The following is a 22,843-nucleotide window of genomic DNA, read 5'->3' as shown; positions in this document are numbered from 1 at the left end:
GGCCGTTGAGCCATCCAAATCAAATTCAAACGAGCACCAAACCATGACCCAGAACATCTACGACGACCCCGAATTTTTCCAGGGCTACAGCCAGATGAACCGCTCCATCGGCGGCCTCGATGCCGCGCCGGAATGGCCGGCGCTGAAAGCCTTGTTGCCCTCCCTCCACGGTTTGCAGGTGGTGGATCTGGGCTGCGGCTATGGCTGGTTCTGTCGCTGGGCCAGCGAACACGGCGCAGCCGAGGTGCTGGGGCTGGATGTCTCGGAGAAAATGCTCGCACGAGCGAAAGAAACCACCTCGGCCGCGAACATCCGCTACGAACGTGCCGACCTGGAACACCTCGATTTGCCTGCGTGCACTTACGATCTGGCCTACAGCTCACTGGCCCTGCATTACATCAAGGATCTCTCGGGGCTGTTCGCCAAGCTGCACGCGGCGCTTAAACCCGGTGCGCATTTTGTGTTTTCCATCGAGCACCCGATCTTCATGGCGCCGCGCAATCCGGGCTGGCTGATCGACAGCGAAGGCAACAAGCGCTGGCCGCTGGACAGTTATCAAATGGAGGGTGAGCGGGTGACCAACTGGCTGGCCGACGGTGTGATCAAGCAGCATCGTACGGTCGGCACGTTGCTCAATGCGTTGATCGACGCCGGGTTCACGATTCATCACGTCAATGAATGGGGCCCGAGCGATGCCGAAGTGGCCGCGCAACCGGCGCTTGCTGAAGAGCGTGAGCGACCGATGATGATGCTGGTCGCCGTACAGCGCTGACCGCAAAAGAAAGGGCCGATCAAATCGGCCCTTTTTCATTTCAACGTGTGGCGACAATGAACAATCGTGGAAACGGCAACAGCACCGAACCATCCGCCAGCGCCGGATACGCCTTCGCGACCTCCGCCAGATAGTGCGCCAGATACTCCTCCCGCTCGGTTTCCGTCAGTGGACTGAGGAACGGAATCAAACCACTGCCCTTGAACCACTCGACAACACCCGAGGCCCCGCCCGCCAACTGGTGGTGATACGTGGTGCGCCACACATCGACCCGCGCGCAATGCGGCCGCAGCATCGAGAAATAGGCACTGGCGTCCGCCATCTCGGTCCGCTGCCCCGCCGCGCCCGCGAGTTTGCTGGCCCACGGCCCGTTGGCCGCCACTTCACGCATCAACCGATGGGACGGCTCGTTGAGGTTGTCCGGCATCTGAATCGCCAGGCTGCCGCCCTGCGCCAACTTGCTCGCCAGCGCCGGCAGCAACGTCGCGTGATCCGGCACCCACTGCAAAACGGCGTTGGCAAAGATCACATCGAATGGCCCTGCATCCGCCCATTTATCGATGTCCGCCACCGCGAACTGCAACTGCGGCAGACGCTTGCGCGCGGCATCGATCATGTCCGGCGAACTGTCGAGCCCCCGCACTTTCGCCCCCGGAAAACGCTCCACCAAAAGCTCGGTCGAGTTACCGGGACCACACCCGATATCAACCACGGACCGCACCTCGGGCGTGGGAATCGCCGCCAGCAAGTCTCGGGCCGGGCGGGTGCGTTCATCTTCAAAAGCGACGTATTGCTTGGCGGACCAGGTCATTGCGTTCTCCTGTCAGGACTTTTGCAGTGGTTCGCTACGATACATCGACTCCCTGTGCATTCCCTATCCGACTTAAGACGCGGCTGCAGTGAGTGTTTCTTTTAGAGGACCTCGCTTCCATAAAAAACCGGCCGATGGCCGGTTTATTGGAAAGACTCCGCACTAGTCGTAATAGCCAACTGTCTTCTTCAACTGCTCCGAATACTCGTAGATATCGTCTACCGAGCTAATGGGATGGCGAGTTTCGTTTTTCTCTTCGTCGAAAATGCCAATGTATTTTTGCGAACGATTGAAGTGCAGGCGACAAATCGGTTTCCGATTGTTGTCATCGAGCAAGATTCCGAAATAGCTCTGAGTGTCACGTTGTACGATTCGTTTGGCATCGACAATTGATCGAACGACTGCTCGAACAATGTGATAACCCTCCAGCTCTTCAAGAGTGGTCATGATCTTGTCGTCTGACTCATCACGAGACTCGACCGGATCTGTTCCACTGGCTACCGTCGGAATAGATGCCAACGCCGGCTGGATCGCCCCACTCATGGCGGACTTGAGACGATCATTGATCTGATCATTCAGGAACTGTACGACTGCCTTTCTCGTCAGCTCATGAAACTGATCCCGTACCTTCTGCGTAATGACTCCGTCGTAGACTCGCGAAGCAAACACTTTGACGAAATCGTCATCCGGCTTGCTGACCTGCGAGGCGATAACCTTCTTGATCTGGCTGACGTACTTCAACTCACCAGCCGCGTTGATAATCGAATCAACGTCGAACGCAGACTTGGTGAGTTTGATGAGTTCTGGCACCGAATATTCATCAATATCCAGAAGGTCCAGTTCAAGGAAGGGCTTCTCATCCATCTTGTTTGGCGCATCCAGATCAGTGAAGAACTTGTAGACCTGGCCGTTGGTGAGGATGGAAATCCTGGCACTGGTGACGTGGAAATAACGGAACAGCTGCGAGGCGTGATTGATGTGCAAGGGTTCGCCGATCTTCTTGCACTCAATGAGGATCTGTACTTCTCCCTCTTTCATGATCGCGTAATCGATTTTTTCGCCCTTCTTCGTACCGATGTCGCAGACAAATTCCGGCGTCACCTCTGTCGGATCGAATACGTCGTAACCCAGAACCGTACTGATGAAGGGCATGACAAACGCATTTTTTGTCGCCTCTTCAGTCTGGATTGCAGCGCTCTGCAACCGGACTTTGGCGGCAAGACTGGCTAATTTTTCGAAGAATTCCATGAGCGGCCTCTGACTGGTTTTCTATCCGTGCACTCGCATGCTGGCAAATTGATTGCCATTTGATCGTAGACGCAAACCCAGACAATGAAAGTCTTCCCGCTAAAACCATGATGCAAGGCAATCATTTCCCATCGACCGCAAGCATCTGTAAACAGAATTTTCCTCCCTCCCCCACTGTCTGAATTTCAAGCTCACCAACAAGGAACACCGCCATGAAATTCGCAAAGATTTCCCAGACGCTTGCACTTTGGGCCGGCAGTCCGAAGACGTTCATGGGGGCTTTGATTCTGATTGCGTTGTGGGGGTTGAGCGGGCCGATTTTCGATTACAACGACACCTGGCAACTGATCATCAATACCTCGACCACGATCATCACGTTCCTGATGGTGTTCCTGATCCAGAACACTCAGAACCGCGACACCGATATCATTCATTTGAAACTCGATGAGTTGCTGCGGGTAACCAAGGAAGCGCAGAACGCGATGCTCGGGCTGGAGTCGCTGGATCTCAAGCAGCTGGAAGCGCTGCGCCGGCATTACCGGGCGATGGGCGAGAATGAGGTGTTTGATCTGGAAGGTCTGGGGGACAAGAGCAAGCCGAAGCAGGATCTGAACGACTGTTGAAGACAACAAAAACGGCGCCATGAGCGCCGTTTACCTTACCTCGGAGTTAGCGACTGGCCAGGGCCTTGGCCATTTCCAGATGACTCTGCAATTTTGGCAGAGTCTCGTCAGCAAACGCCTTGATCTCCGGCACGTCGGTAGTCTGGGCTTCCTGCTGGATCTGTTCGATGGCCTCTTCCGTGGCTTTGACCTGGCTCGCGGCGTAAGCCTGATCGAAAGACGCACCGTCCTTCACTTCGGGAATCAGCGCCTTGGCCTTGTCAGCCAGTTCTTCGCGCGGGGCCACAGGCAGATCCAGCTTCTTGGCGATTTTCGCCAGATGCTGGTTGGCCGTGGTGCGGTCGTTGATGACCACGATGGTGTAATCCTTGACCTCTTTGGATTCGGCCTTGCTGTGGGCCTGGCGGCTGGCCTCGATGTCGGCCATGCCTTTGGCCGAAGCTTCGTTGATGAAGTCGGCGGGCGACTGGGCAAACGCACTGCTGGCAAACAACCCCAGCAGGCTGACAAAACTGATGCGGCGTACTCGGGTGGCCATCCGGCTCATGGTCGCGCCCTCCTTCTGTGCAGATTCAAGCGGGAGCTTGCGCCCCCGCCTCTCAATCAAAACAACCTTCGCCGACTACTTCGATTTCTGAGCGGGCTTGCGGCCCATTTCAGTCTTGGGTTCTTTATCGACAGTCGTGGTGGTGGTTTTCCCACCTTTGCGACCGGCTTCAGAGGCCTTCGTTCGATCGTTGGCAAAGTTTCCCGAGTTCGAGTTTCTTGAGTTAGGCATGATTCTCTTCCTCTTGGTATTGATCGTAAGCGAGCAGGTGCCCGCCTAGATTGAGAATTTCCTGACCGCCAAAGGTTTAGAAAAGTTGCCGTTGCCGCGACGAACGGTGAACCGCCAATCAGCTGTCCAGCCGCCGATGATTCTGGCGCTTGGCGCTGTACATGGCCTGGTCGGCGTGGCGGAACAGTTGCTGTTCCTCGTCGCCATGCTCGGGATAACGGGCCACGCCAATGCTCGGCTCGATGTGAAGGTTGTGCCCGTCCAGGCGCATGGGTTGCACCAGTACCTGTCGGATTTTTTCCGCCACGCTGTCGGCATCGTTGGCGGCGTGGACGCTGTGCAACAGCACCACGAATTCGTCGCCGCCGATCCGCGCCACGGTGTCGGTTTCGCGCACACAGCCCTTGAGCCGGTTGGCCACCGTCTGCAACAGCATGTCACCGACCCCATGGCCAAAGGTGTCGTTGACCTGTTTGAAGCGATCCAGATCGACATACAGCAGCGCCATGTGTCCCGACTGTTCCCGCGCACGGCTCAGTGCAGCCTTGAGGCGGTCGCGCAACAGTTCGCGGTTGGGCAATTGGGTCAGTTGATCGTATTGCGCCATGCGCCGCAGACGGGCGTGCAGTTGCTGGCGTTCGATGGCGGTGGCGACCTGGGCGCAGACGTATTGCAGCAGTTCCTTGTCGCGCTCGGTGTAGCGCTCGCCGCCGGGCAGGCTTTTGACGATCAGGGCGCCGATGGTGCCGTTCTTCGAGTTCAGCGGTACACCCAGCCAGCACGGCGATTGCTGCCCCGCCACCAAGGCTTCAAAACCCGGCGGCGCGTGCGGGCAGTCCGGGGTCAGCAGGATCGGCTGGCCGCTGCGGATCACTTCGGCGCACAGGCGTCCGGTCACGGTGCCGGGTTGCTCCGGTTGCAACTCGTCATCGTCGACGTGGTAGGGGAAATTCAGTTTTGCGCAGTGTTCGTCGTACAGCGCCACAGAGAAATTCAGCGCCGGCAGCCACTCGCCGATGATCGTGTGGATGCGTTTGAACAGCGCCAGCAGATCCTCCGCCGCATGTGCCGCCTCGGAGATCGCATACAACGCCGCCTGTCGTGATTCGGCCAGTTTGCGCTCGGTGATGTCCCGGGCCACGGCGATGCGCAGTTGATCGACTTCCGACCAGCGCGCCGACCAGAGGATGTGCACAAGGCTGCCGTCCTTGCGCACGTAGCGGTTTTCGAAATTGTGCTTGGGCTCGCCGCCCATGATCTCGCTGGCGGCGGCCAGGGTGCGTTCACGGTCGGCGGGATAGACGTAGTCGATCATCGACTGGCCGATCAGCTCATCAGGGGTGTAGCCGAGAATCCGCTCGCAGGCTGCGCTGACAAAAACGAAGCGACCTTGTTTGTCGACCGCACAAACGGCGTCCAGCAACAGATCGATGTAACTCGCCAAGGGCGCAGAATTTCGGCTTTCCATGGTTCAGCGTGGGTGTCCGGGCAATGCAGCACTGATCAACCGTCCCTGACCTCGACCTCGCATCCCAGCGATTTTCTTCAAGTCTTGCTCGGCATCAGCCCCGGCAACGCATGCACCAGAGCATTGATGGCGAAACCGATGAACATTACCCCGCACAATCGGGTGATGGCCAGTTCATGGCGCTGATACAGCGTACGCACCTGACGGGCGCCGACAACGCCAATGAGAATAGCGTAGGCGAGCAATCCGCCGAGGAAGCTCAAGGCGATCAGCATCGGCAGCATCGACCAGTTGAGCAGTTCGGCGCGGCTCGACAGCAGCGCGGTGAACGTCGCCACTGCCACCGGGTAGGCCTTGGGGTTGGTCAGCCCGAACAGAATGCCGTGCCAGAACGGCTGACGCGCCGCGCCCTGGGGCTGATCACCGTTGCTGCGTTTGGCCCGTACGGCGCGCCAGCCGAGCCAGAACAGGTACAGACCGCTGAGCACACCGAGCACATCGAACGCGGTGCTGCCGATTTCCCGGGCGCCGACAATCGCGATCAGTGCGGTGCTGCACCAGATCACATCGCCCAGCAGATGCCCGCACAGGAAACCCGCCCCGGCCCGACGACCGCGCGCGGCGCCGATGCCGAACACCGCCAGCACACCGGGCCCCGGCGTGATGCCGTAGATGAAACCCGAGGCCAGCACGGCCATAAGCAACGATGGAGTCATGGGGAACCTGCAAGTGCCGGAAAACGTGGCCGCCAGTCTATCCCAGCGGCTTTTGAATATTCACGACTCGTTGAAAAAACGCATCCCGACATAGGGCTTTTGCCGACACGCGGCCAGTCGCGAGGCCAGATCGCCGACATGTGCTTCGAGCTTGTGACCGTCCGGGTCGAGGAAGTAGAACGACGCACCTTCGCTGCGGTTGTCGCGCCATTCCTGCACGTTGGCGGCACGAAGCTGCTGCACGAACAGCGGGAAATCCGCAGCGCCGAGACTGAAGGCGTAGTGGGTGTAGTCGGCAGCGGGCTCGGGTTGGCGTTGCGCATCGAGCGACAGGCACAACCACAGCCCCGGGAGCGACAGATAGGCACCGGCGTCCCACGTGGCCTCGACTCGCAGCTTGAGGACGTCGCGGTAAAACGTGAGGCTGCGATCCAGGTCGCTGACGGCGAGGGTCAGGTGGTTGAGGCCGGTGAGCATCGGTCAGTAACCTCGCAGGTCTTCGGGGATGGTGTATTGCTTGCCGTCGTAGGTCAGGGTTATTTGGGTTTTCTTCAGTGGGGAATCCTGGGAAACGCATTCCTTGCCGGATTTGACGGTTTTCATCGCCGTGCCGCTTGAGGTGACGATCAGGTCGGAATAACCGTTGTGGCTGATCGGGCCTACTTCGATGGTTCTGCGTACTTGCTGCCCTTCACCTTCGCAATCATCCATCCACTCACCATGATTCTTGTAGACCACCAGACCTTCCAGTACCGGGCGCAGTTTGCCGCCTTCACGCACATAAAGCGCCAGATCGGTTTTTGCGTATGGATTGGCGCGGGAGCTGTGCTCGAACTTCGAACGCAGGCCAAAGGCACGGACATCCGGCGCCAGCCTGTAACGGGCCGTATCGATCACCAGGTCGTCGAACCGAATGGCATCGGAGTTGTAAGCGCCGGGTTTGGTGTATGTGGCAATCGGCTTGGCGTTGGTGCTGTTCAGTACTGCCAGATCCAGATCAAACACACCCGCATCGTCACTACCAGCGTCCGGTACATACGTGGACTTGAGGGCAATCACCTGTTCCTTGAACGCCGGCCATGGCTTGCAGCGAGAGAGCGATTGGTCGTCGTGATTCTTTGTCACGCAGGCTGGTTGCGCCTGGGCGGTGATCGCGAAAAAGCTGAGGGCGATGAAAAGTCGGGTCGGGGTGAGCATTGTTCTTCCTTGAAATAAGTCGCGTTGGTTCTGTATCACTCGATGGCCTGGAAACCTTTAGGCAATACGTAGGATTTTCCGTCGTAGTGAATTGTCGTCAACACCGGACTGCCGACACTGATCTTGTCTTCACAAGCATCGCCTTTGACGACATTGGTCGTTCCTGTCTGTCGGGTTTTGATGATCAGGTCGGCATAACCATGGGAGCTGGTCTTGGCGATTTCTACCGTTCTGGTCGTTTCATATCGCTCGCCGGTGCATTCACCGTCCCATTCACCGCCGTATTGATAAACCACTAACCGCTGCAGGACGGGGCGCAACTTGGCGCCGTCTCTCACATAAAGAGAGAGATGTGTTTCTTCAAGCGGTATGAGGCGAGATCCGTTGGTGAACTGCACCCGGACTCCAAAGGCTCGAAGCTCTGGGGCAAGCGTGTATCGAGCCGTATCGAGCGCCAGTTCCCGAAACGCTATGCCATCTACCTTGAAGGCAGAAGCCTGGTGATGATTAGCAATCGGATCCGTTTGGCCGTCTTTCAAAACAGACACGTCCAAATCATAGGAAGCATTCATCTCGGTATTTTCAGGTGCGGCGACGCGCTCCGATTTGGCGTTAATGATTAGCCCCGGATACGCCGGCCACTCCTTGCACACGGAGAAATCCAGCTCACTCGCCACCGGCGCAGGCACGCAATCAGCCAACACCTGCCCCGCGATCAACGCCCCACACAGCGCCACCCACCCAACGACCCCAGACTTCACTGTCACGCCCCACTCCTAGATGTTTTTCAGCCGCGCACTATCCCCTCCCCGATCCGCCGATTCAACCAGTTCAACGCCTGATCCCCGCCCCGCCGCTTGTGCCACGCCGAGACAAAGGTAAATGGTGCGATCTCGAACGGCGGCGGCACGACGATCAGCGAGTCATCATCCACATCCTTCAACGCTCGCGAAGCTACGGTCAGGATCAGATCCGTGCCACTTATGAACTGCGGCGCGACGCTCCAGTGCGGCAGACTGACGGCAACTCGGCGGCGCTCGCGCAGGGCGGTCAGGGTACGTTCGATTTCGGGGGTGCCGCTGCCGCGCATTTCCAGCAGGACGTGGGGTCGGGAAAGGTAGGTTGGCAGGTCGAGAACACCTTCGGCGGGAAGGCTCTGGCGATCCAGCAGGCAGACATAACGCTCTTCGAACAGCGGCGTGCTGCACAACTCGCCGGGCAACTCCGGGAGCACGCCGGCAGCGAGGTCGATGTCGCCGTTGAGAAGCCCCTCGACCATCCCTTCGCGACTGGCATGGCTGATTTGCAGATCGATACCCGGCGCTTCCGCGCGCAATGTACGAATCAAACCAGGCAGGATAATCGCCGCGCCGTAGTCCGACATCGCAAGCCGAAAAGTCCGACGCGCGCTGGCCGGGTCGAAGGTGTTCGGCGCCAGCAGTGATTGCACCTGAGCCAGGGCCTCGGTCAGCGGCGCAACCAACTCCAACGCCCGAGCGGTGGGCGCCAGCCCCGAACCGGCCCGAACCAACAGCGGATCACCAAGCAAGTCACGCAAACGGGCCAGCGCATGGCTGACCGCCGGTTGACTCAAGTGCAGACGCTCGGCCGCACGGGTCACGTGTTGTTCGCTGAGCAAGGCGTCGAGAATCACCAGCAGGTTAAGATCGATGCGCCGAAGATCATTCATCTGATGCATGTTCCGCATGACAAAACAGAATTTAAATCTGCTCGACGAATACCCTAGAGTCCAGCAAAACCTTGCTGGAGAACGATCATGAGTATGTTGCATTGGGCCGGCCTGTTGTTGCTGGCGGCATTGGCCGGGGCCGTCGTGCCCTTTCAAAGTGCGATCAACACCAACCTGGCCCGGGGGCTGGGTCATCCGTTATGGGCGACGCTGGCGTCATTGCTGGTCAGCGTGCTGGTGTTGTTGCCGGTGATTGCCGCGCTGCGCTTGCCGCTGCCGTCACTGGCATTCATCGGCAAGGCGCCGCTGTGGATGTGGGCCGGTGGTGCGTTCGGGGTGTGTTTTGTGGCACTGGCGGTGGTGCTGGTACCGAAACTCGGGGCATCGGGGTTTGTCGCACTGGCACTGGCAGGACAGGTGCTGGCCTCGATGGTACTGGATCACTTCGGGTGGTTCGGGCTGCTGGAGAAACAACTCACGCTGCCCAGGGTATTCGGCGCGGTGTTGCTGATGGCGGGCGTGGTGCTGATCCAGTTTTCCCCGGCGCTGGAAAAGAGTGCCACCGCCGCTGGATAACAGGGCAAAGGTAAGCCCTTCACTATCAGGGTTGTCGGGCATTTCACCGCCTTACAACCCTGCGAGGTATCGCCCTACAAGCAAAACTCCAACAGCCCTCAGCGCTATCGGATATGGCCGATTCTGACCCCGCATCGCTCTCTGTAAAGTCTGGCAACACACACAAATTGCAACACCCCATGGATTGCCATGCTCAAGGAGAGCTGCCTTTGAATCATCTGACGGATTCCCTCAACACTTTCTCCAACTATCGCAAAGTCATCGCGCTGGCCGACCATGACTGGGAGGCTGCCGAAGCCGGAAAAATCGCTGCTCTCAATGTCGAGGTCAAAGGCTGCAACCACTTGCTCGATCAACACGGGCGCCAACTTCATCATTTCTGCACCACGTCCTATCTGGGCCTCGACCACCACCCTGCCCTGCTGGAAGGCGCCATCGCGGCCCTGCGGGAAACCGGCACACTGCGCGTTGCCAACTCAAAAAACCGCTGCAAGCTGGCGCTGCTCGATCAATACGAAAGCGAACTGTCGCAATTGTTTGGCGCCGTGTGTCTGAGCACTCTGTCCTGCAGCGCCGCGAGCGCAGGCATCCTGCCGCTGCTGGCCAGCGGTGTGTTTACCCAGGGCCGACCACCGGTGATGGTGTTCGATCGCCTGGCTCACTATTCGATGAATCACCTGAAGGCCAGTTGCGCCGATGAAACTCAGGTATTGACCTGTCCCCACAACGACATGGATTTCCTCGAATCGGTGTGCCAGCGCCACACAACGGTCGCCTATATCGCCGACGGTGCCTACAGCATGGGCGGCGTGGCCAATCTGGACGGTCTGCTGTACCTGAAAGAACGTTACGGCCTGTTTCTTTATCTCGATGATTCCCACGCGTTGTCGGCGGTCGGCAGTAACGGCGCCGGCCTTGTACGGCCAAGAATGCCGGCGCTGGATGAGGACTGTCTGATCGTCGCGTCACTGGCCAAATCGTTCGGGGCCAGCGGCGGGCTGGTGATGCTCGGCAATGAGCGGCAGAAGAAATTGATCCAGCGTTACGGCGGGCCGAGCAATTGGTCGCAAAGTCTCAATTGCGCGGCCATCGGTGCGGGCCTGGCCTCGATCCAGCTGCATCGCAGTGCAGAGCTGCGCGCGTTGCAGATTCGACTCCAGGCCAATATTCGCCTGTTCGACAGCCTGCTGAGCACCGAGCAGCACGGCAGCCCCATGGCCATCCGTTTGATCAACTGCGGCGAGGCCGCCCTGGCCACTCGCATCGCCATTGAACTGGCCGAACACGGCTTTTTCACCAGCGCCGTGTTTTTTCCGGTGGTGGCTCAAGGTAAAGCCGCGATCCGCGTGACCCTGCGCGCCGACATGGAATCGACACTGATCCATCAATTCTGTGATTTGATCACCGGACTGTTACTGACTCGCGGCTGCCATCGCGACCGCTGAACCTTCACGGACGACTCATGAACCCCGGCTTCATCCTGCTCATCACCTGCTCCACCGTGTTCCTCGCCCAGTTGGGCATGAGCATTTACCTGCCGGCGTTGCCGCAGATCGCCGGGCACTTGCACGTCGATGCAACGCAGGTGGCCTGGGGCTTGTCGCTGTACCTGATCGGCATGGCGCTGCCGATGCTGCTCTGGGGCAGCCTCGCGCAGCGTATCGGCCGCAAACCGGTGCTGCTGGCGGCGCTGGGGATTTACGGGCTGGCGAACCTGGGGTTGCCGTTGGGCTCGACACTGGAGTCGTTCCTGCTGCTGCGACTGTTTCAAGGGATCGGCGCCAGCGGTATTTCGGTGATGGCGCGGGTGCTGATCCGAGACAGTTTCCGGGGCGATCTGCTGGCGAAGGCGTTGTCGTGGATTTCGATTTCGTTCGTCGTCGCGCTCGGGATCGGGCAATACGCCGGCTCGCTGATTCAGGTGACGCTGGGCTGGCAGGCGATCTTCTATCTGCTGGGTGCGGTCAGCCTGTCGATGGCCGCGATTGTTTCGCGCCTGAATTTCCCGAAACTCGTCGAGACGCCCGCAACCGCATCGCCCTGGGCGGTCTACGGAAGGATTCTGACTCACCGGGCGTTTCTTCTGCCGGCGCTCGCGGGTGGTCTGGGTTATGGCGTGATCATCGCGTTCAACAGCGCAGCACCGTTGATTCTGCAAGGCCCGTTCGGTTGGTCGACGACCGATTACGGGCTGCTGGGCTGGCCGATCAGTGCGGCGTATTTTCTGGGGGCGCTGGCGGTCAATCGCTTTGTCCTGCGTACCGGTCAGCATCGGTTGATGACGTTGGGTGTGGGCCTGGTGATGGCCGGAAGCGGGGTGATGCTGGCGGGCAGCCTGTTGGCCAGCTCCATTGCCTGGCTGCTTTGGTTGCCTTACTGCGTCGCCGTGTTCGGCCAGTCGCTGAACTATCCGATCAGCCTGTCACGGGCCAACGATGGAGCGCCGATTGCCGGCGCTTACGCAATGGCCCTGAGTGGTTTCATTCATCAATTGATGGCCGCGTTGATCGGCGCGGTGGCCAGCCTGCTGGCCGGTCCACACGCGTGGCCGCTGTCGCTGCTGTGTTGCTTTCTGGCGGCGGGCGCGGTGCTCTGCACGAGGTTCACGCCCGATCGTCAGACCGCTTAAAACGCGCTGCGGAAAATCTCCTCGATCTGTCGCTGATCCGCCGCCCGCGGGTTGGTGAAACCGCAGGCGTCTTTCAGGGCATTGGCGGCAAGTACCGGAATGTCGGTGCATTTGGCGCCGAGGTCACGCAAGCCGCCGGGGATGTCGACGTCTTTGGCCAGGCAACGGATTGCGTCAATCGCGGCTTTTGCGCCCTCCTCCGGGCTGAAACCACGAATGTCGGCGCCCATGGCATGGGCCACATCAGTAAGGCGATCGGCGCAGACCAATGCGTTGAACGTCTGCACATGGGGCAGCAACACCGCGTTGCACACCCCGTGAGGCAAATCGTAGAAACCGCCCAACTGGTGCGCCATCGCATGCACGTAACCGAGGGACGCATTGTTGAACGCCATGCCGGCGAGGAACTGCGCATACGCCATGTTTTCCCGTGCGGCGAGGTCGCTGCCGTCGCGTACCGCCAGGCGCAGGTTGTTGCTGATCAGGGTGATCGCCTTCAACGCGCAGGCATCGGTGATCGGGTTGGCGGCGGTGGACACGTAGGCTTCGATGGCGTGGGTCAGTGCGTCCATGCCGGTGGCGGCGGTCAGGCTTTTCGGCATGGCGACCATCAACGCCGGGTCGTTGACCGACAGCAGCGGCGTGACATTACGGTCGACAATGGCCATTTTCACGTGACGGGTTTCGTCGGTGATGATGCAGAACCGGGTCATCTCGCTGGCCGTGCCGGCCGTGGTGTTGATGGCAATCAGCGGCAGTTGCGGCTTGGCCGATTGATCGACGCCTTCGTAGTCACGGATCTGCCCGCCATTGGTCGCGCACAGGGCGATGCCCTTGGCGCAGTCGTGGGGCGAGCCGCCGCCGAGTGACACGACGAAATCACACCGGTTGTCCTTGAGCAGCGCCAGCCCGGCCTCGACATTGGCGATGCTCGGATTGGGTTTGGCGCCGTCGAAGATCAACGAGTCGATGTCCTGCATCGCCAGTTTCTCGGCGATCATGGTCGCCACGCCGGCCTTGGCCAACCCGGCGTCGGTGACGATCAGCGCCTTGCGAAAACCGTAGTTGCGGATGGCATTCATGGCTTCGTCGAGGCAGCCGCTGCCCATGATGTTTACCGCGGGAATGAAAAAGGTGCTGCTCATGACACGTCTCCTGACAGGGGCCGGATCGACTCCTGCGATTCGGCGGATGCATACAGGATCGACCGATCGGTCACGGCGGATGTTGATCTGGCTCAATGCCCGCTCGTGATAAAGTCGCCGCCCATCTGCCCCTTGTTTTGAGACGTGCCCTGCAATGACCGATTTTCTGGATGTCGACGCTTCCCTCGAAGACTGGAACGCGTTACGCGCCACCACCGACTTCAGCGGCTTACTGGTGGGCAACGGTGCCAGCCGCGCGGTGTGGGACGATTTCGGCTACGACTCGCTGTTCGAAAACGCCCGCACGGTGGAAGAAAAACCGTTGAGCCCGTCGGAACTGAGCGTATTCGATGCGATGCAGACGCGCAGTTTCGAGCAGGTGCTCGGCGCGCTGAAAACCACCAGCCGGGTCAACAAGGCACTGGCCGTCAGCTCGGCCGCACCGCGCAATCGCTACTACGCGATCAAGGAGGCGCTGATCAATGCCGTCCACGATTTGCACATTCCGTGGCGACTGATCGAAGCGTCGACCCTGACGATCCTGAACCGCGAACTGGCCAGTTATCGCACGGTGTTCACCACCAATTACGACCTGCTCAACTACTGGGCCCTACAACATCAGGGCGAGGCCATCGACGACCTGTTCAACGGCCCCGACGCCAGCTTCGACCTGTGCGAAAGCTGCACTGACAAACCGCGTCTGCTGTACCTGCACGGCGGTCTGCATCTGGTGCGCAACCAGGACGGCAGCGCCCGCAAACTGACCGCCACCGAAGGCACGCTGCTCGGCAGTTTCGCGATCAACAACACGCTCAAGACCCTCGACGACGTGCCGCTGTTCGTCAACGAAGGGCCGAGCGCGGACAAACTCAAGACCATCCGCAGCTCCGATTATCTGTCGTTCTGCTACGACCAGTTACTGGGGCACGGCGACAGCCTGTGCATCTTCGGCCACGCCCTGGGCGAGCAGGACAGCCACATCGTGCGTGCCCTGCGGCTGGCGAAACCGAAGACCGTGGCGATCTCGATCTACCCGCGCAGCGCGGCGTTCATCCAGCACCAGAAGCGGCATTATGCGAAGGTATTCGAGGGCACGGGCGCCGAGTTGCGGTTCTTTGATTCCAAGAGCCATGCGCTGGGCAATCCAAAGCTTTCGGTTCCCGTCGAAGTCTGATCATTCTTCGCTGCTGTGCACGACCACCAGAAGTTGCGCCTGCTCCTCGCCCACCGAGCGGATCCGGTGCGGTTTCTGCGCATTGAAGTGCAGCGCGTCGCCCCGCTCCAGCAGTACCCGTTCGTTCATGAAGTCCACTTCGACCCGGCCTTCGTGAACGAACAGGAACTCCTCGCCCAGATGCTCCTTGAAGGTCTTGTCGGTGAATTCAGTCGGCGGATAGATGATGAACGGCAGCAGGCTGCGCTCGCTGACCTGATGGGCCAGCACCGCGTATCCCGGGCTGTGATCGTTGGCCGCCAGTGACTGGCGTTCGTGGCTGCGCACCAGGCTGTAGCTGTCGAGGCTGATGTTGTCTTCGGAGAACAGCTCCTCGACTTTCACGTTCAGCGCTTTCGCCAGTTTCAACGCAGCGGCAATCGACGGTGTGTTCAACCCGCGTTCGACTTTCGATAGATAACTCTTGGTCATGCCGGATTTCTCGGCCAGTGCCTCAAGGGTTACGCCAAGTTTTTTTCTCAATAATTTCAAACGGATAGACATGCGAAGCGATTATTCCAGCAAAGGAAAGACGATTTGTCCTTGCCAATGACACAAAGTGTCATATAGCCTCTTAAGTGTCATCCATGGCAACCACCACAGGACACGGATATGGCGAAGACATTAGCACTACCCAAAGACCAACTGGTCAAGCAAGCGCTGACCCAGATGCAAAAAAGCCTGGCGGATAATACGTGGACGGACCGGCAAAAGCTGGCCCTGACCTGCCGGATCCTCTTCGAAAACGGCCACGATTCGGGCCTCGCCGGGCAGATCACCGCCCGTGGCCCACAGCCGGGCACTTACTACACGCAGCAACTGGGCCTGGGGTTCGATGAAATCACCGCGAGCAATCTGCTGCTGGTCAACGAAGACCTGGAAGTGCTCGAAGGTCACGGCATGGCCAACCCGGCCAACCGTTTCCACAGTTGGGTGTACCGCGCCCGGCCGGACGTGAACTGCATCATTCACACCCACCCGACGCACATTGCCGCGCTGTCGATGCTGGAAGTACCGTTGCAGATTTCCCACATGGACCTGTGCCCGCTGTACGACGACTGCGCGTTCCTTGAAGGCTGGCCGGGCGTGCCGGTCGGTAACGAAGAAGGCGAATTGATTGCCGGGGCGTTGGGCGACAAACGGGCAATCCTGCTTTCCCATCACGGTCAGCTGTCGACCGGGGCGACCATTGAGGAAGCCTGTGTCATCGCCCAATTGATCGAGCGCGCCGCCAAACTGCAACTGCTGGCCATGGCCGCCGGGACGATCAAACCGATCATTCCCGAGCTGGGCCGCGAGGCGCATGACTGGGTATCGAAACCCAAACGCCACGCCGCGGCCTTCAACTACTACGCCCGGCAGAACCTGCGCCAGCACGCCGATTGCCTGAACTGAACACCTCATCCTTGCGGAGCACTCTCATGTCCAACATTCACGGCATCATCGGCTACACCATCACCCCGTTCGGCGCCAACGGCGAAGGTCTTGACCTGCCGGCCCTCGGCCGTTCGATCGACCGCCTGATCGCCGGCGGCGTCCACGCCATCGCGCCACTGGGCAGCACCGGCGAAGGCGCCTACCTGAGCGACGCGGAGTGGGACCAGGTCGCCGAATTCAGCATCAAGCACGTGGCCAAACGGGTGCCGACCGTGGTCAGCGTCTCCGACCTGACCACCGCCAACGCCGTGCGCCGCGCCCGTTTCGCCGAAGCCCATGGCGCCGACGTGGTGATGGTGCTGCCGGCGTCCTACTGGAAGCTCACCGACGCAGAAATCCTCGCCCATTACCGCGCCATCGGCGACAGCATCGGCGTGCCGATCATGCTCTACAACAACCCGGGCACCAGCGGCACCGACATGTCGGTGGAGCTGATCCTGCGCATCGTCAACGGCGTGGAAAACGTGACCATGGTCAAGGAGAGCACCGGCGACATCCAGCGCATGCACAAGCTGCAACTGCTCGGCGAAGGCCGGGTGCCCTTCTACAACGGCTGCAACCCGCTGGCGCTGGAAGCCTTCGCGGCTGGCGCCAAGGGCTGGTGCACGGCGGCGCCGAACCTTATTCCGCAACTCAACCTGGATTTGTACGAAGCCACACTGGCGGGGAATCTGGGCAAGGCGCGGGAGCTGTTCTACCGCCAGTTGCCGCTGCTGGATTTCATCCTCAAGGGCGGCTTGCCGGCGACGATCAAGGCCGGTCTGCGTGACACCGGGCTGGAAGTGGGTAATCCACGCTTGCCGGTGTTCCCGTTGAGCGAGGCCGGGCGCAATCAGTTGCAGGCCATTCTCAAAACCCTGCGCTGATCTTCAGGCACGACAAAACACCTGTGGGATCGGCACGCTGCCGGCCCCACAGGTTTTTGTGCTGGAGGTGAACTCAGAGCACCGGCAAGGTTTTGTCCTTGATCACCTTCGTCGGCCCATTGGCCTTGACCGCAGCAATGCCTTTGGCACACGCCGCGTCCGATGAATAGGACTCGCTGCTGCCGATGATCTGGTGGTTGGCAGCCTTGAGATTGAAGTAAGGATGGCCGTCCTTCGTCGACTTCCTCTCGTAGCGCTCGTCCAGCGGGCTGTTGACCTGCACTGCAGCGATACCGTTTTCGGCGGCACTGTGAGAGGTGTACAACTCGCTGGTCAGAATGGTTTCGGCATTTGCCGCTTTCAGCACGAACCTGAACTGGCCGTTGCTGCTTTTGCTCAATTCATACCATCCGGACATGCTGCGTCTCCTTATCGATGGGTCACAGGGTGATTTTAGTCCCGAGCAACCCCAAGAACCCGGCCAGCCATTTCGGGTGTGCCGGCCAGGCGGGTGCGGTGGCCAGATTGCCCTGGACATGACCGTCCGTGACCGGAATGTCGATGTAAGTGCCGCCGGCCAGCCGTACTTCCGGGGCACAAGCCGGATAGGCGCTGCACTCGCGTCCTTCGAGAATCCCCGCCGCCGCCAGCAGTTGCGCACCGTGACAGACGGCAGCAATCGGCTTGCCGGCCTTGTCGAAAGCTCGCACCAGTTCCAGGACTTTTTCGTTCAGCCGCAGGTATTCCGGCGCACGGCCACCGGGCACCAGCAACGCGTCGTAGTCCTTGGCGTCGACCTTGGCGAAATCGAAGTTCAGGGCGAACTGGTGACCGGGTTTCTCGCTGTAAGTCTGATCGCCTTCGAAATCATGAATCGCGGTGCGCACGGTCTTGCCGGCGGCTTTTTCGGGGCACACGGCGTGCACGGTGTGCCCGACCATTTGCAGGGCCTGGAACGGCACCATCACTTCGTAGTCTTCGACGTAATCGCCGACCAGCATCAGAATTTTTTTCGCGGCCATGGACAGGACTCCTCTGGTGAATGCACAGGAGTATTCAAAGTAGCCCAAGGACCGCGATAGCGTTCGCAAACTGTATGGATAACTCTGCGCCCAGCTGTAACAGCCCGATTGCCGTGGTTTGTGGCTAGATGAAGCCACCTCCCTGCCACCCTCGAATCTGGTTGCCAACATGTCTTCGCGCGAAAACACCGGCATGGCCCTGGGCCTGCTCGGTGTTGTGATCTTCAGCCTTACCCTGCCCTTCACCCGCATCGTGGTGCAGGAACTGCACCCGCTGCTCAACGGCCTCGGCCGCGCGTTGTTCGCGGCGATTCCGGCGGCGTTGCTGCTGTTGTGGCGCCGGGAAAAGTGGCCGACCTGGCATCAGGTCAAAGGTTTGAGTCTGGTAATCGCCGGGGTGATTCTCGGTTTCCCGGTGCTGTCGGCGTGGGCCATGCAAACGCTGCCGGCGTCCCACGGCGCGCTGGTCAACGGTTTGCAGCCACTGTGCGTGGCGCTGTACGCCGCGTGGCTGTCCCATGAGCGTCCATCGAAAGCCTTCTGGGCCTGCGCCGCTTTAGGCAGTGCGCTCGTTCTGGGTTACGCGTTGTACACCGGCGCCGGCAGCATTCAGGCCGGTGATTTGCTGATGCTGGGTGCGATTGCGGTGGGTGGTCTGGGTTATGCCGAGGGCGGACGCCTGGCACGGGAAATGGGCGGTTGGCAGGTGATCTGCTGGGCGCTGGTGCTGTCGACGCCGTTACTGATCGGCCCGGTGCTGTATCTGGCGTTCCAGCATCAGGGCGCAGTGTCGACGAAAACCTGGTGGGCCTTCGGTTACGTTGCGCTGTTCTCGCAATTCCTGGGTTTTTTCGCGTGGTACGCCGGGCTGGCCATGGGCGGCATTGCCCGGGTCAGTCAGATTCAGCTGTTGCAGATCTTTTTCACCATCGCGTTTTCCGCGCTGTTCTTCGGGGAACACGTGGAACCGATCACCTGGCTGTTCGCCTGCGGGGTGATCGCGACGGTGATGCTCGGGCGCAAGACCGCGGTGCGCCCGGCTCAACCGGGCACGTTACCGGCCGGGGTTCAGCTCAAGCCTTGAGCGGCAGCAGGCCATCGGCGAGCAGCAGCGTTTCGAGGCAATGCTCGCTGATGTGATAGAACGCCTTCAGCTCTTGAATTTTCACCAGCAACTGGGCCGAGTCCACCGGCTCGGCGCGCTTCACGGCGAGGATCATCTTGTTCTTGTTGGTGTGTTCCAGCGAGATGAATTCGAACACTTTGGTCTCGTAACCGCAGGCTTCGAGGAACAGCGCACGCAGGCTGTCAGTGACCATTTCCGCCTGCTGGCCCAGGTGCAAACCGTATTGCAGCATCGGCTTGAGCAGTGCCGGGCTCTGGATCTGCAGTCGGATCTGCTTGTGGCAGCACGGCGAGCACATGATGATCGCTGCGCCGGAACGAATGCCGGTATGGATCGCGTAGTCGGTGGCGATGTCGCAGGCATGCAGGGCGATCATCACTTCCAGCTCGCTCGGCGCCACGCTGCGCACATCACCGCACTTGAAAACCAGCCCCGGGTGGTCGAGTTTCTGCGCGGCGGCGTTGCACAGGTTGACCATCTCTTCGCGCAGTTCGACGCCGGTGACTTCACCCTCGGCCTTAAGGGTGTTGCGCAAATAGTCATGAATGGCGAACGTCAGATAACCCTTGCCCGAACCGAAATCCGCCACCCGCACCGGTTTGTCCAGGGCCAGCGGTGACGAAGTCAGTGCATGGCTGAAGACTTCGATGAACTTGTTGATCTGCTTCCACTTGCGCGACATCGCCGGGATGAGTTCGTGTTGCGCGTTAGTGACGCCCAGATCCTTGAGGAACGGTCTTTTCAGATCAAGGAAGCGGTTCTTCTCACGGTTATGCTCGGCGGACGGCACTTCGCGCAATTGCTGGGGTTTGCTCTTGAACAGCGAACTTTTGCCCTTTTTGCTGTATTCGAGCTGGGCTTCGTCAGTCAGCGTGAGCAAATGCGCATTTTTGAACGCCGCCGGCAACAGCCCGGCAATCGTCGCCAGCGCTTCGTCCAGCGGCAGGTTCTTGGTGATGTCACGGGTCTTGTAGCGATAAACGAACGACAGGCACGGCTGTGCCTTGACCGTCACCGGTTTGATGATGATCCGCTGCAGATCCGCTTCTTCGCCGACGTACTTGGCAAGCACCAGTTTGATGAAGCCGTTCTGTTCGAGGCTGGTTTGCAGCAGCTCGATGAACTGGGCGTGGTGATCGGGGGTGGAAACGGCGGTGGCAGACATGCAGAAAACGGCCTCGGACGGGCAAATCGGGAATGGCCGCTAGTTTAGGGGGGATGGCGTTCAAGGGCACGGCTAATTTCCCGAACGGCTTATCCCAACACCACCAAGCGATTGGGCAACTCATTCCTTACCTGCGTCACCGGCACATGCACTTTGAGCAACTCGCCACAGGCCTCGATGCAAGTGACAAAGCCCTGCAACGTCTGCCCCTGCCGCACCTGCTCGGTAAACACCGCGACAATCGAATCCCAGCTCTTGTTATCCAGTTTTTTGGAAATCCCTTCATCCACCAGGATCTCCACATACCGCTCCGCCTCGCAGACGAAAATCAGCATGCCGGTGCCGCCCACCGTGTGATGCAGGTTCTGTTCGAGAAACTGCCGCCGCGCCAGGTTCGAAGCGCGCCAGTGCCGGACATGGCGCGGGATCAGATGGGTAGTGACCTTGGGCAGACGAAACACCAGGCACAGCACGACAAAACTGACCCATTGCACCAGCAACAGGCTATGCATCGTCAGCCAGCCGGTCAGGTAATGCACGATCCCCGGCACCACCAGCGCCAGCAGGCTCGCCCACAGCAACGGGATGTACGCGTAGTCGTCGGCGCGGGCCGCGAGCACCGTCACCAGTTCGGCGTCGGTGTCGCGCTCGACCCGGGCGATGGCCTCGGCGACCTTGCGTTGTTCGTGTTCAGTCAGTAATGCCATGTCGTGAAGTGCCTGCTCTCATTATTGTTATCACCAGCCGCCGGAGGACCCGCCCCCGCCGAAACTGCCACCGCCGCCGCTGAAGCCCCCGCCTCCACCGCCGCCGCCAAAACCTCCGCCACCAAAGCCGCCCCCTCCTCCGGAGCCGCCGCGGCCGGCGGGAAGGATACCGAGCATCTGGCAGATAAAAACAGTCAGGATGAACAACATCACCAGAAATACGAACAACGCCGGGTGCCGCGAGACGAAATCGTCCGAAGGATCGCCAGATGATTCATACACCGTAGAAGGTTCATCCAGCGGATTACCCCCCAGCACCACCAGCATTGCCGCGACACCGTCGCTGATGCCTTTGCTGAAATTGCCGGCCTTGAACGACGGCGTGATGACCTGATGAATGATCACCGAACTCTGGGCATCGGTCAGGCGATCCTCCAGCCCGTAGCCGACTTCGATGCGCAATTTGCGCTCGTCCCGGGCGACGATCAACAGCGCGCCATTATTCTTGTCCTTCTGGCCGATGCCCCAGTGCCGGCCGAGTTCGACCCCGTAGTCCTCGATGGTTGCGCCTTGCAGGTTCGGCAATGTGACGACCACCAGTTGCTCGCCGGTCGCCTGTTCGTGGGCCTGCAACTGCTGGTTCAGCTGCGCGCGCACCGAGGGCTCGATCATCTGCGCGTCGTCCACCACCCGCCCGGTCAGCGCCGGAAAGATCAACTCGGCCCGGGCGCTGACAGCGAAAAGCCACAGCATCAGCACCAGGCCCAACTTCAACACACGCATAGGCATCCCCGGCTCAGAACTTCACTTCCGGGGCCTTGTCCGCGCCGGGGCTGGTGGCTTCGAAGGTCTCGCGGATCGGCAGATCGCTGTACATCACGCTGTGCCAGAAGCGGCCAGGAAAGGTACGGATCTCGGTGTTGTACTTCTGCACCGCCAGGATGAAATCGCGACGTGCCACAGCGATGCGGTTCTCGGTGCCTTCAAGTTGCGATTGCAGGGCGAGGAAGTTCTGGTTGGCCTTGAGGTCCGGGTAGCGCTCGGAGACCACCATCAACCGGCTCAAGGCACCGCTCAGTTGGTCCTGTGCCTGCTGAAACTGCTTGAGCTTTTCCGGGTTGTCGAGGGTACTGGCATCGACCTGGATCGACGTCGCCTTGGCACGGGCCTCGACAACCGCTGTCAGGGTGGCCTCTTCGTGCTTGGCGTAGCCCCTGACCGTTTCCACCAGATTGGGGATCAGGTCGGCGCGGCGCTGGTACTGGTTCTGTACCTGGCCCCAGGCAGCCTTGGCCTGTTCGTCGAGGGTAGGAATGTTGTTGATGCCGCAAGCGGTCAACAACGTGGCCAGCACCAGCAAGGTGGCGACCTGCAAACGCGAGCGGTAGACAGGACTGACATTCATCGGACGGGTGCTCCCTTGCACATTTCATGAATAATGACTCGCGAAACATTCTCAGCCGGCGGTTGGGGCATAATCGCCCGCACCACTGGATTGCAGCGGGCCGATGGGCTAAAAAGAGGCCCTGCGCGATCACGTCGCCGAAACATTCGACGTACATTCGGCTGTCGTTTTCTGAATCAGCACCCGAACAACAATAGTCGCTCCCTAAATTTTGGCTGGCCGGCATTGCAACGCCGTTTAGGCCCTTGA

General features: G+C 59.9%; 27 protein-coding genes. 9 read left to right on the top strand and 18 right to left on the bottom strand.

Features of this window, described 5'->3' with window-relative positions; all coding sequences use genetic code 11:
* Nucleotides 1–43 precede the first annotated feature (43 nt).
* Nucleotides 44–772, top strand: a complete 729-nt coding sequence (locus tag NH234_RS07675; protein ID WP_367256176.1) for a class I SAM-dependent methyltransferase — start codon at nt 44–46, stop codon at nt 770–772.
* 40 nt (nt 773–812) lie between these two features.
* On the opposite strand, the gene tam is transcribed toward NH234_RS07675, so the two are convergent.
* A complete protein-coding gene (gene tam / locus NH234_RS07670) occupies nt 813–1,583 on the bottom strand; it encodes a trans-aconitate 2-methyltransferase (protein ID WP_367256174.1) in 771 nt (256 codons plus the stop codon).
* Nucleotides 1,584–1,745: 162 nt separating this feature from the next.
* Nucleotides 1,746–2,831 (bottom strand): type I restriction endonuclease, encoded by a 1,086-nt coding sequence (locus NH234_RS07665; protein ID WP_367256173.1) that lies wholly within the window; start codon nt 2,829–2,831, stop codon nt 1,746–1,748.
* Between the two features lie 212 nt (nt 2,832–3,043).
* On the opposite strand from NH234_RS07665, the gene NH234_RS07660 reads away from it, so the two are divergent.
* Nucleotides 3,044–3,454 (top strand): low affinity iron permease family protein, encoded by a 411-nt coding sequence (locus tag NH234_RS07660; protein ID WP_367256172.1) that lies wholly within the window; start codon nt 3,044–3,046, stop codon nt 3,452–3,454.
* Nucleotides 3,455–3,500: 46 nt separating this feature from the next.
* Here the strand turns inward: NH234_RS07660 and NH234_RS07655 are convergent, their stop codons facing one another.
* The 8 genes from NH234_RS07655 to NH234_RS07620 form a co-directional block, all read right to left on the bottom strand.
* Nucleotides 3,501–4,001 (bottom strand): DUF4142 domain-containing protein, encoded by a 501-nt coding sequence (locus NH234_RS07655; RefSeq protein WP_085729975.1) that lies wholly within the window; start codon nt 3,999–4,001, stop codon nt 3,501–3,503.
* Nucleotides 4,002–4,076: 75 nt separating this feature from the next.
* Nucleotides 4,077–4,232 (bottom strand): KGG domain-containing protein, encoded by a 156-nt coding sequence (locus NH234_RS07650; RefSeq protein ID WP_082302357.1) that lies wholly within the window; start codon nt 4,230–4,232, stop codon nt 4,077–4,079.
* Nucleotides 4,233–4,350: 118 nt separating this feature from the next.
* Nucleotides 4,351–5,700 (bottom strand): bifunctional diguanylate cyclase/phosphodiesterase, encoded by a 1,350-nt coding sequence (locus tag NH234_RS07645; RefSeq protein ID WP_085729974.1) that lies wholly within the window; start codon nt 5,698–5,700, stop codon nt 4,351–4,353.
* Between the two features lie 77 nt (nt 5,701–5,777).
* Nucleotides 5,778–6,416, bottom strand: coding sequence for a LysE family translocator (locus NH234_RS07640; protein WP_085729973.1), 639 nt, complete (start codon nt 6,414–6,416; stop codon nt 5,778–5,780).
* A gap of 60 nt (nt 6,417–6,476) precedes the next feature.
* Entirely contained in the window at nt 6,477–6,893 is a 417-nt protein-coding gene (gene fos / locus NH234_RS07635; RefSeq protein WP_367256169.1) for a fosfomycin resistance glutathione transferase, read from the bottom strand.
* 3 nt (nt 6,894–6,896) lie between these two features.
* Nucleotides 6,897–7,613 carry a hypothetical protein gene (locus NH234_RS07630; protein ID WP_085729971.1) on the bottom strand — a complete coding sequence of 239 codons (717 nt, stop codon included), beginning with the start codon at nt 7,611–7,613 and terminating at the stop codon, nt 6,897–6,899.
* Between the two features lie 35 nt (nt 7,614–7,648).
* Nucleotides 7,649–8,380 carry a hypothetical protein gene (locus NH234_RS07625; protein ID WP_085729970.1) on the bottom strand — a complete coding sequence of 244 codons (732 nt, stop codon included), beginning with the start codon at nt 8,378–8,380 and terminating at the stop codon, nt 7,649–7,651.
* Between the two features lie 20 nt (nt 8,381–8,400).
* Nucleotides 8,401–9,312 carry a LysR family transcriptional regulator gene (locus tag NH234_RS07620; RefSeq protein WP_367256168.1) on the bottom strand — a complete coding sequence of 304 codons (912 nt, stop codon included), beginning with the start codon at nt 9,310–9,312 and terminating at the stop codon, nt 8,401–8,403.
* Between the two features lie 78 nt (nt 9,313–9,390).
* On the opposite strand from NH234_RS07620, the gene NH234_RS07615 reads away from it, so the two are divergent.
* The 3 genes from NH234_RS07615 (at nt 9,391) to NH234_RS07605 (ending at nt 12,508) form a co-directional block, all read left to right on the top strand.
* The gene (locus tag NH234_RS07615; RefSeq protein ID WP_367256166.1) at nt 9,391–9,879 is read left to right on the top strand and encodes a DMT family transporter; all 489 of its coding nucleotides are present in this window, start codon (nt 9,391–9,393) and stop codon (nt 9,877–9,879) included.
* 209 nt (nt 9,880–10,088) lie between these two features.
* Nucleotides 10,089–11,324 (top strand): aminotransferase class I/II-fold pyridoxal phosphate-dependent enzyme, encoded by a 1,236-nt coding sequence (locus NH234_RS07610; RefSeq protein WP_367256164.1) that lies wholly within the window; start codon nt 10,089–10,091, stop codon nt 11,322–11,324.
* A 17-nt stretch (nt 11,325–11,341) separates the two neighbouring features.
* A complete protein-coding gene (locus NH234_RS07605) occupies nt 11,342–12,508 on the top strand; it encodes a multidrug effflux MFS transporter (protein WP_367256163.1) in 1,167 nt (388 codons plus the stop codon).
* Here the strand turns inward: NH234_RS07605 and yiaY are convergent.
* The gene (yiaY, locus tag NH234_RS07600) at nt 12,505–13,653 is read right to left on the bottom strand and encodes an L-threonine dehydrogenase (RefSeq protein WP_367256161.1); all 1,149 of its coding nucleotides are present in this window, start codon (nt 13,651–13,653) and stop codon (nt 12,505–12,507) included. The genes NH234_RS07605 and yiaY overlap by 4 nt on opposite strands.
* 154 nt (nt 13,654–13,807) lie before the next feature.
* On the opposite strand from yiaY, the gene NH234_RS07595 reads away from it, so the two are divergent.
* On the top strand, nt 13,808–14,827 hold the full coding sequence (locus NH234_RS07595; RefSeq protein WP_085729964.1) for a DUF4917 family protein: 1,020 nt from the start codon (nt 13,808–13,810) through the stop codon (nt 14,825–14,827).
* Here the strand turns inward: NH234_RS07595 and NH234_RS07590 are convergent, their stop codons facing one another.
* A complete protein-coding gene (locus NH234_RS07590; RefSeq protein ID WP_367256160.1) occupies nt 14,828–15,370 on the bottom strand; it encodes a helix-turn-helix domain-containing protein in 543 nt (180 codons plus the stop codon).
* 108 nt (nt 15,371–15,478) lie between these two features.
* Between NH234_RS07590 and NH234_RS07585 the strand changes: the two genes are divergently transcribed.
* Both NH234_RS07585 and NH234_RS07580 read left to right on the top strand, forming a co-directional pair.
* On the top strand, nt 15,479–16,261 hold the full coding sequence (locus tag NH234_RS07585; protein WP_085729962.1) for an aldolase: 783 nt from the start codon (nt 15,479–15,481) through the stop codon (nt 16,259–16,261).
* Between the two features lie 26 nt (nt 16,262–16,287).
* Nucleotides 16,288–17,169, top strand: a complete 882-nt coding sequence (locus tag NH234_RS07580; protein WP_367256159.1) for a dihydrodipicolinate synthase family protein — start codon at nt 16,288–16,290, stop codon at nt 17,167–17,169.
* A 73-nt stretch (nt 17,170–17,242) separates the two neighbouring features.
* Here the strand turns inward: NH234_RS07580 and NH234_RS07575 are convergent, their stop codons facing one another.
* Nucleotides 17,243–17,587, bottom strand: coding sequence for a YegP family protein (locus tag NH234_RS07575; protein WP_085729960.1), 345 nt, complete (start codon nt 17,585–17,587; stop codon nt 17,243–17,245).
* 22 nt (nt 17,588–17,609) lie between these two features.
* Nucleotides 17,610–18,191 (bottom strand): DJ-1/PfpI family protein, encoded by a 582-nt coding sequence (locus NH234_RS07570; protein ID WP_085729959.1) that lies wholly within the window; start codon nt 18,189–18,191, stop codon nt 17,610–17,612.
* A 169-nt stretch (nt 18,192–18,360) separates the two neighbouring features.
* On the opposite strand from NH234_RS07570, the gene NH234_RS07565 reads away from it, so the two are divergent.
* Nucleotides 18,361–19,275: a DMT family transporter gene (locus NH234_RS07565; RefSeq protein ID WP_085729958.1), complete on the top strand. Its 915-nt coding sequence runs from the start codon at nt 18,361–18,363 to the stop codon at nt 19,273–19,275.
* Here the strand turns inward: NH234_RS07565 and NH234_RS07560 are convergent.
* The 4 genes from NH234_RS07560 to NH234_RS07545 all read right to left on the bottom strand — a co-directional run bounded on the left by NH234_RS07560 (nt 19,265) and on the right by NH234_RS07545 (nt 22,594).
* Nucleotides 19,265–20,482, bottom strand: a complete 1,218-nt coding sequence (locus NH234_RS07560; protein WP_085729957.1) for an SAM-dependent methyltransferase — start codon at nt 20,480–20,482, stop codon at nt 19,265–19,267. The two genes, NH234_RS07565 and NH234_RS07560, sit on opposite strands and share 11 nt — an antisense overlap.
* An 89-nt stretch (nt 20,483–20,571) precedes the next feature.
* Complete coding sequence (locus NH234_RS07555) at nt 20,572–21,189, bottom strand: TPM domain-containing protein (RefSeq protein WP_085729956.1); 618 nt, start codon at nt 21,187–21,189, stop codon at nt 20,572–20,574.
* 30 nt (nt 21,190–21,219) lie between these two features.
* Nucleotides 21,220–21,972 carry a TPM domain-containing protein gene (locus tag NH234_RS07550; protein ID WP_085729955.1) on the bottom strand — a complete coding sequence of 251 codons (753 nt, stop codon included), beginning with the start codon at nt 21,970–21,972 and terminating at the stop codon, nt 21,220–21,222.
* Between the two features lie 13 nt (nt 21,973–21,985).
* Entirely contained in the window at nt 21,986–22,594 is a 609-nt protein-coding gene (locus tag NH234_RS07545; protein ID WP_085729954.1) for a LemA family protein, read from the bottom strand.
* Between the last annotated feature and the right edge of the window lie 249 nt (nt 22,595–22,843).

It is taken from the genome of Pseudomonas sp. stari2 (assembly GCF_040760005.1).
Taxonomy (GTDB): domain Bacteria; phylum Pseudomonadota; class Gammaproteobacteria; order Pseudomonadales; family Pseudomonadaceae; genus Aquipseudomonas.
Note: the sequence above shows the minus strand (reverse complement) of the source record. Positions and strands in the feature narration are given on the sequence as shown.

Coding starts and splice junctions, on each gene's coding strand:
- NH234_RS07675 (WP_367256176.1), top strand. CDS start 44: ATGACCCAGAACATCTACGACGACCCCGAATTTTTCCAGGGCTACAGC.
- tam (WP_367256174.1), bottom strand. CDS start 1,583: ATGACCTGGTCCGCCAAGCAATACGTCGCTTTTGAAGATGAACGCACC.
- NH234_RS07665 (WP_367256173.1), bottom strand. CDS start 2,831: ATGGAATTCTTCGAAAAATTAGCCAGTCTTGCCGCCAAAGTCCGGTTG.
- NH234_RS07660 (WP_367256172.1), top strand. CDS start 3,044: ATGAAATTCGCAAAGATTTCCCAGACGCTTGCACTTTGGGCCGGCAGT.
- NH234_RS07655 (WP_085729975.1), bottom strand. CDS start 4,001: ATGAGCCGGATGGCCACCCGAGTACGCCGCATCAGTTTTGTCAGCCTG.
- NH234_RS07650 (WP_082302357.1), bottom strand. CDS start 4,232: ATGCCTAACTCAAGAAACTCGAACTCGGGAAACTTTGCCAACGATCGA.
- NH234_RS07645 (WP_085729974.1), bottom strand. CDS start 5,700: ATGGAAAGCCGAAATTCTGCGCCCTTGGCGAGTTACATCGATCTGTTG.
- NH234_RS07640 (WP_085729973.1), bottom strand. CDS start 6,416: ATGACTCCATCGTTGCTTATGGCCGTGCTGGCCTCGGGTTTCATCTAC.
- fos (WP_367256169.1), bottom strand. CDS start 6,893: ATGCTCACCGGCCTCAACCACCTGACCCTCGCCGTCAGCGACCTGGAT.
- NH234_RS07630 (WP_085729971.1), bottom strand. CDS start 7,613: ATGCTCACCCCGACCCGACTTTTCATCGCCCTCAGCTTTTTCGCGATC.
- NH234_RS07620 (WP_367256168.1), bottom strand. CDS start 9,312: ATGCATCAGATGAATGATCTTCGGCGCATCGATCTTAACCTGCTGGTG.
- NH234_RS07615 (WP_367256166.1), top strand. CDS start 9,391: ATGAGTATGTTGCATTGGGCCGGCCTGTTGTTGCTGGCGGCATTGGCC.
- NH234_RS07605 (WP_367256163.1), top strand. CDS start 11,342: ATGAACCCCGGCTTCATCCTGCTCATCACCTGCTCCACCGTGTTCCTC.
- yiaY (WP_367256161.1), bottom strand. CDS start 13,653: ATGAGCAGCACCTTTTTCATTCCCGCGGTAAACATCATGGGCAGCGGC.
- NH234_RS07595 (WP_085729964.1), top strand. CDS start 13,808: ATGACCGATTTTCTGGATGTCGACGCTTCCCTCGAAGACTGGAACGCG.
- NH234_RS07590 (WP_367256160.1), bottom strand. CDS start 15,370: ATGTCTATCCGTTTGAAATTATTGAGAAAAAAACTTGGCGTAACCCTT.
- NH234_RS07585 (WP_085729962.1), top strand. CDS start 15,479: ATGGCGAAGACATTAGCACTACCCAAAGACCAACTGGTCAAGCAAGCG.
- NH234_RS07580 (WP_367256159.1), top strand. CDS start 16,288: ATGTCCAACATTCACGGCATCATCGGCTACACCATCACCCCGTTCGGC.
- NH234_RS07575 (WP_085729960.1), bottom strand. CDS start 17,587: ATGTCCGGATGGTATGAATTGAGCAAAAGCAGCAACGGCCAGTTCAGG.
- NH234_RS07570 (WP_085729959.1), bottom strand. CDS start 18,191: ATGGCCGCGAAAAAAATTCTGATGCTGGTCGGCGATTACGTCGAAGAC.
- NH234_RS07565 (WP_085729958.1), top strand. CDS start 18,361: ATGTCTTCGCGCGAAAACACCGGCATGGCCCTGGGCCTGCTCGGTGTT.
- NH234_RS07560 (WP_085729957.1), bottom strand. CDS start 20,482: ATGTCTGCCACCGCCGTTTCCACCCCCGATCACCACGCCCAGTTCATC.
- NH234_RS07555 (WP_085729956.1), bottom strand. CDS start 21,189: ATGGCATTACTGACTGAACACGAACAACGCAAGGTCGCCGAGGCCATC.
- NH234_RS07550 (WP_085729955.1), bottom strand. CDS start 21,972: ATGCGTGTGTTGAAGTTGGGCCTGGTGCTGATGCTGTGGCTTTTCGCT.
- NH234_RS07545 (WP_085729954.1), bottom strand. CDS start 22,594: ATGAATGTCAGTCCTGTCTACCGCTCGCGTTTGCAGGTCGCCACCTTG.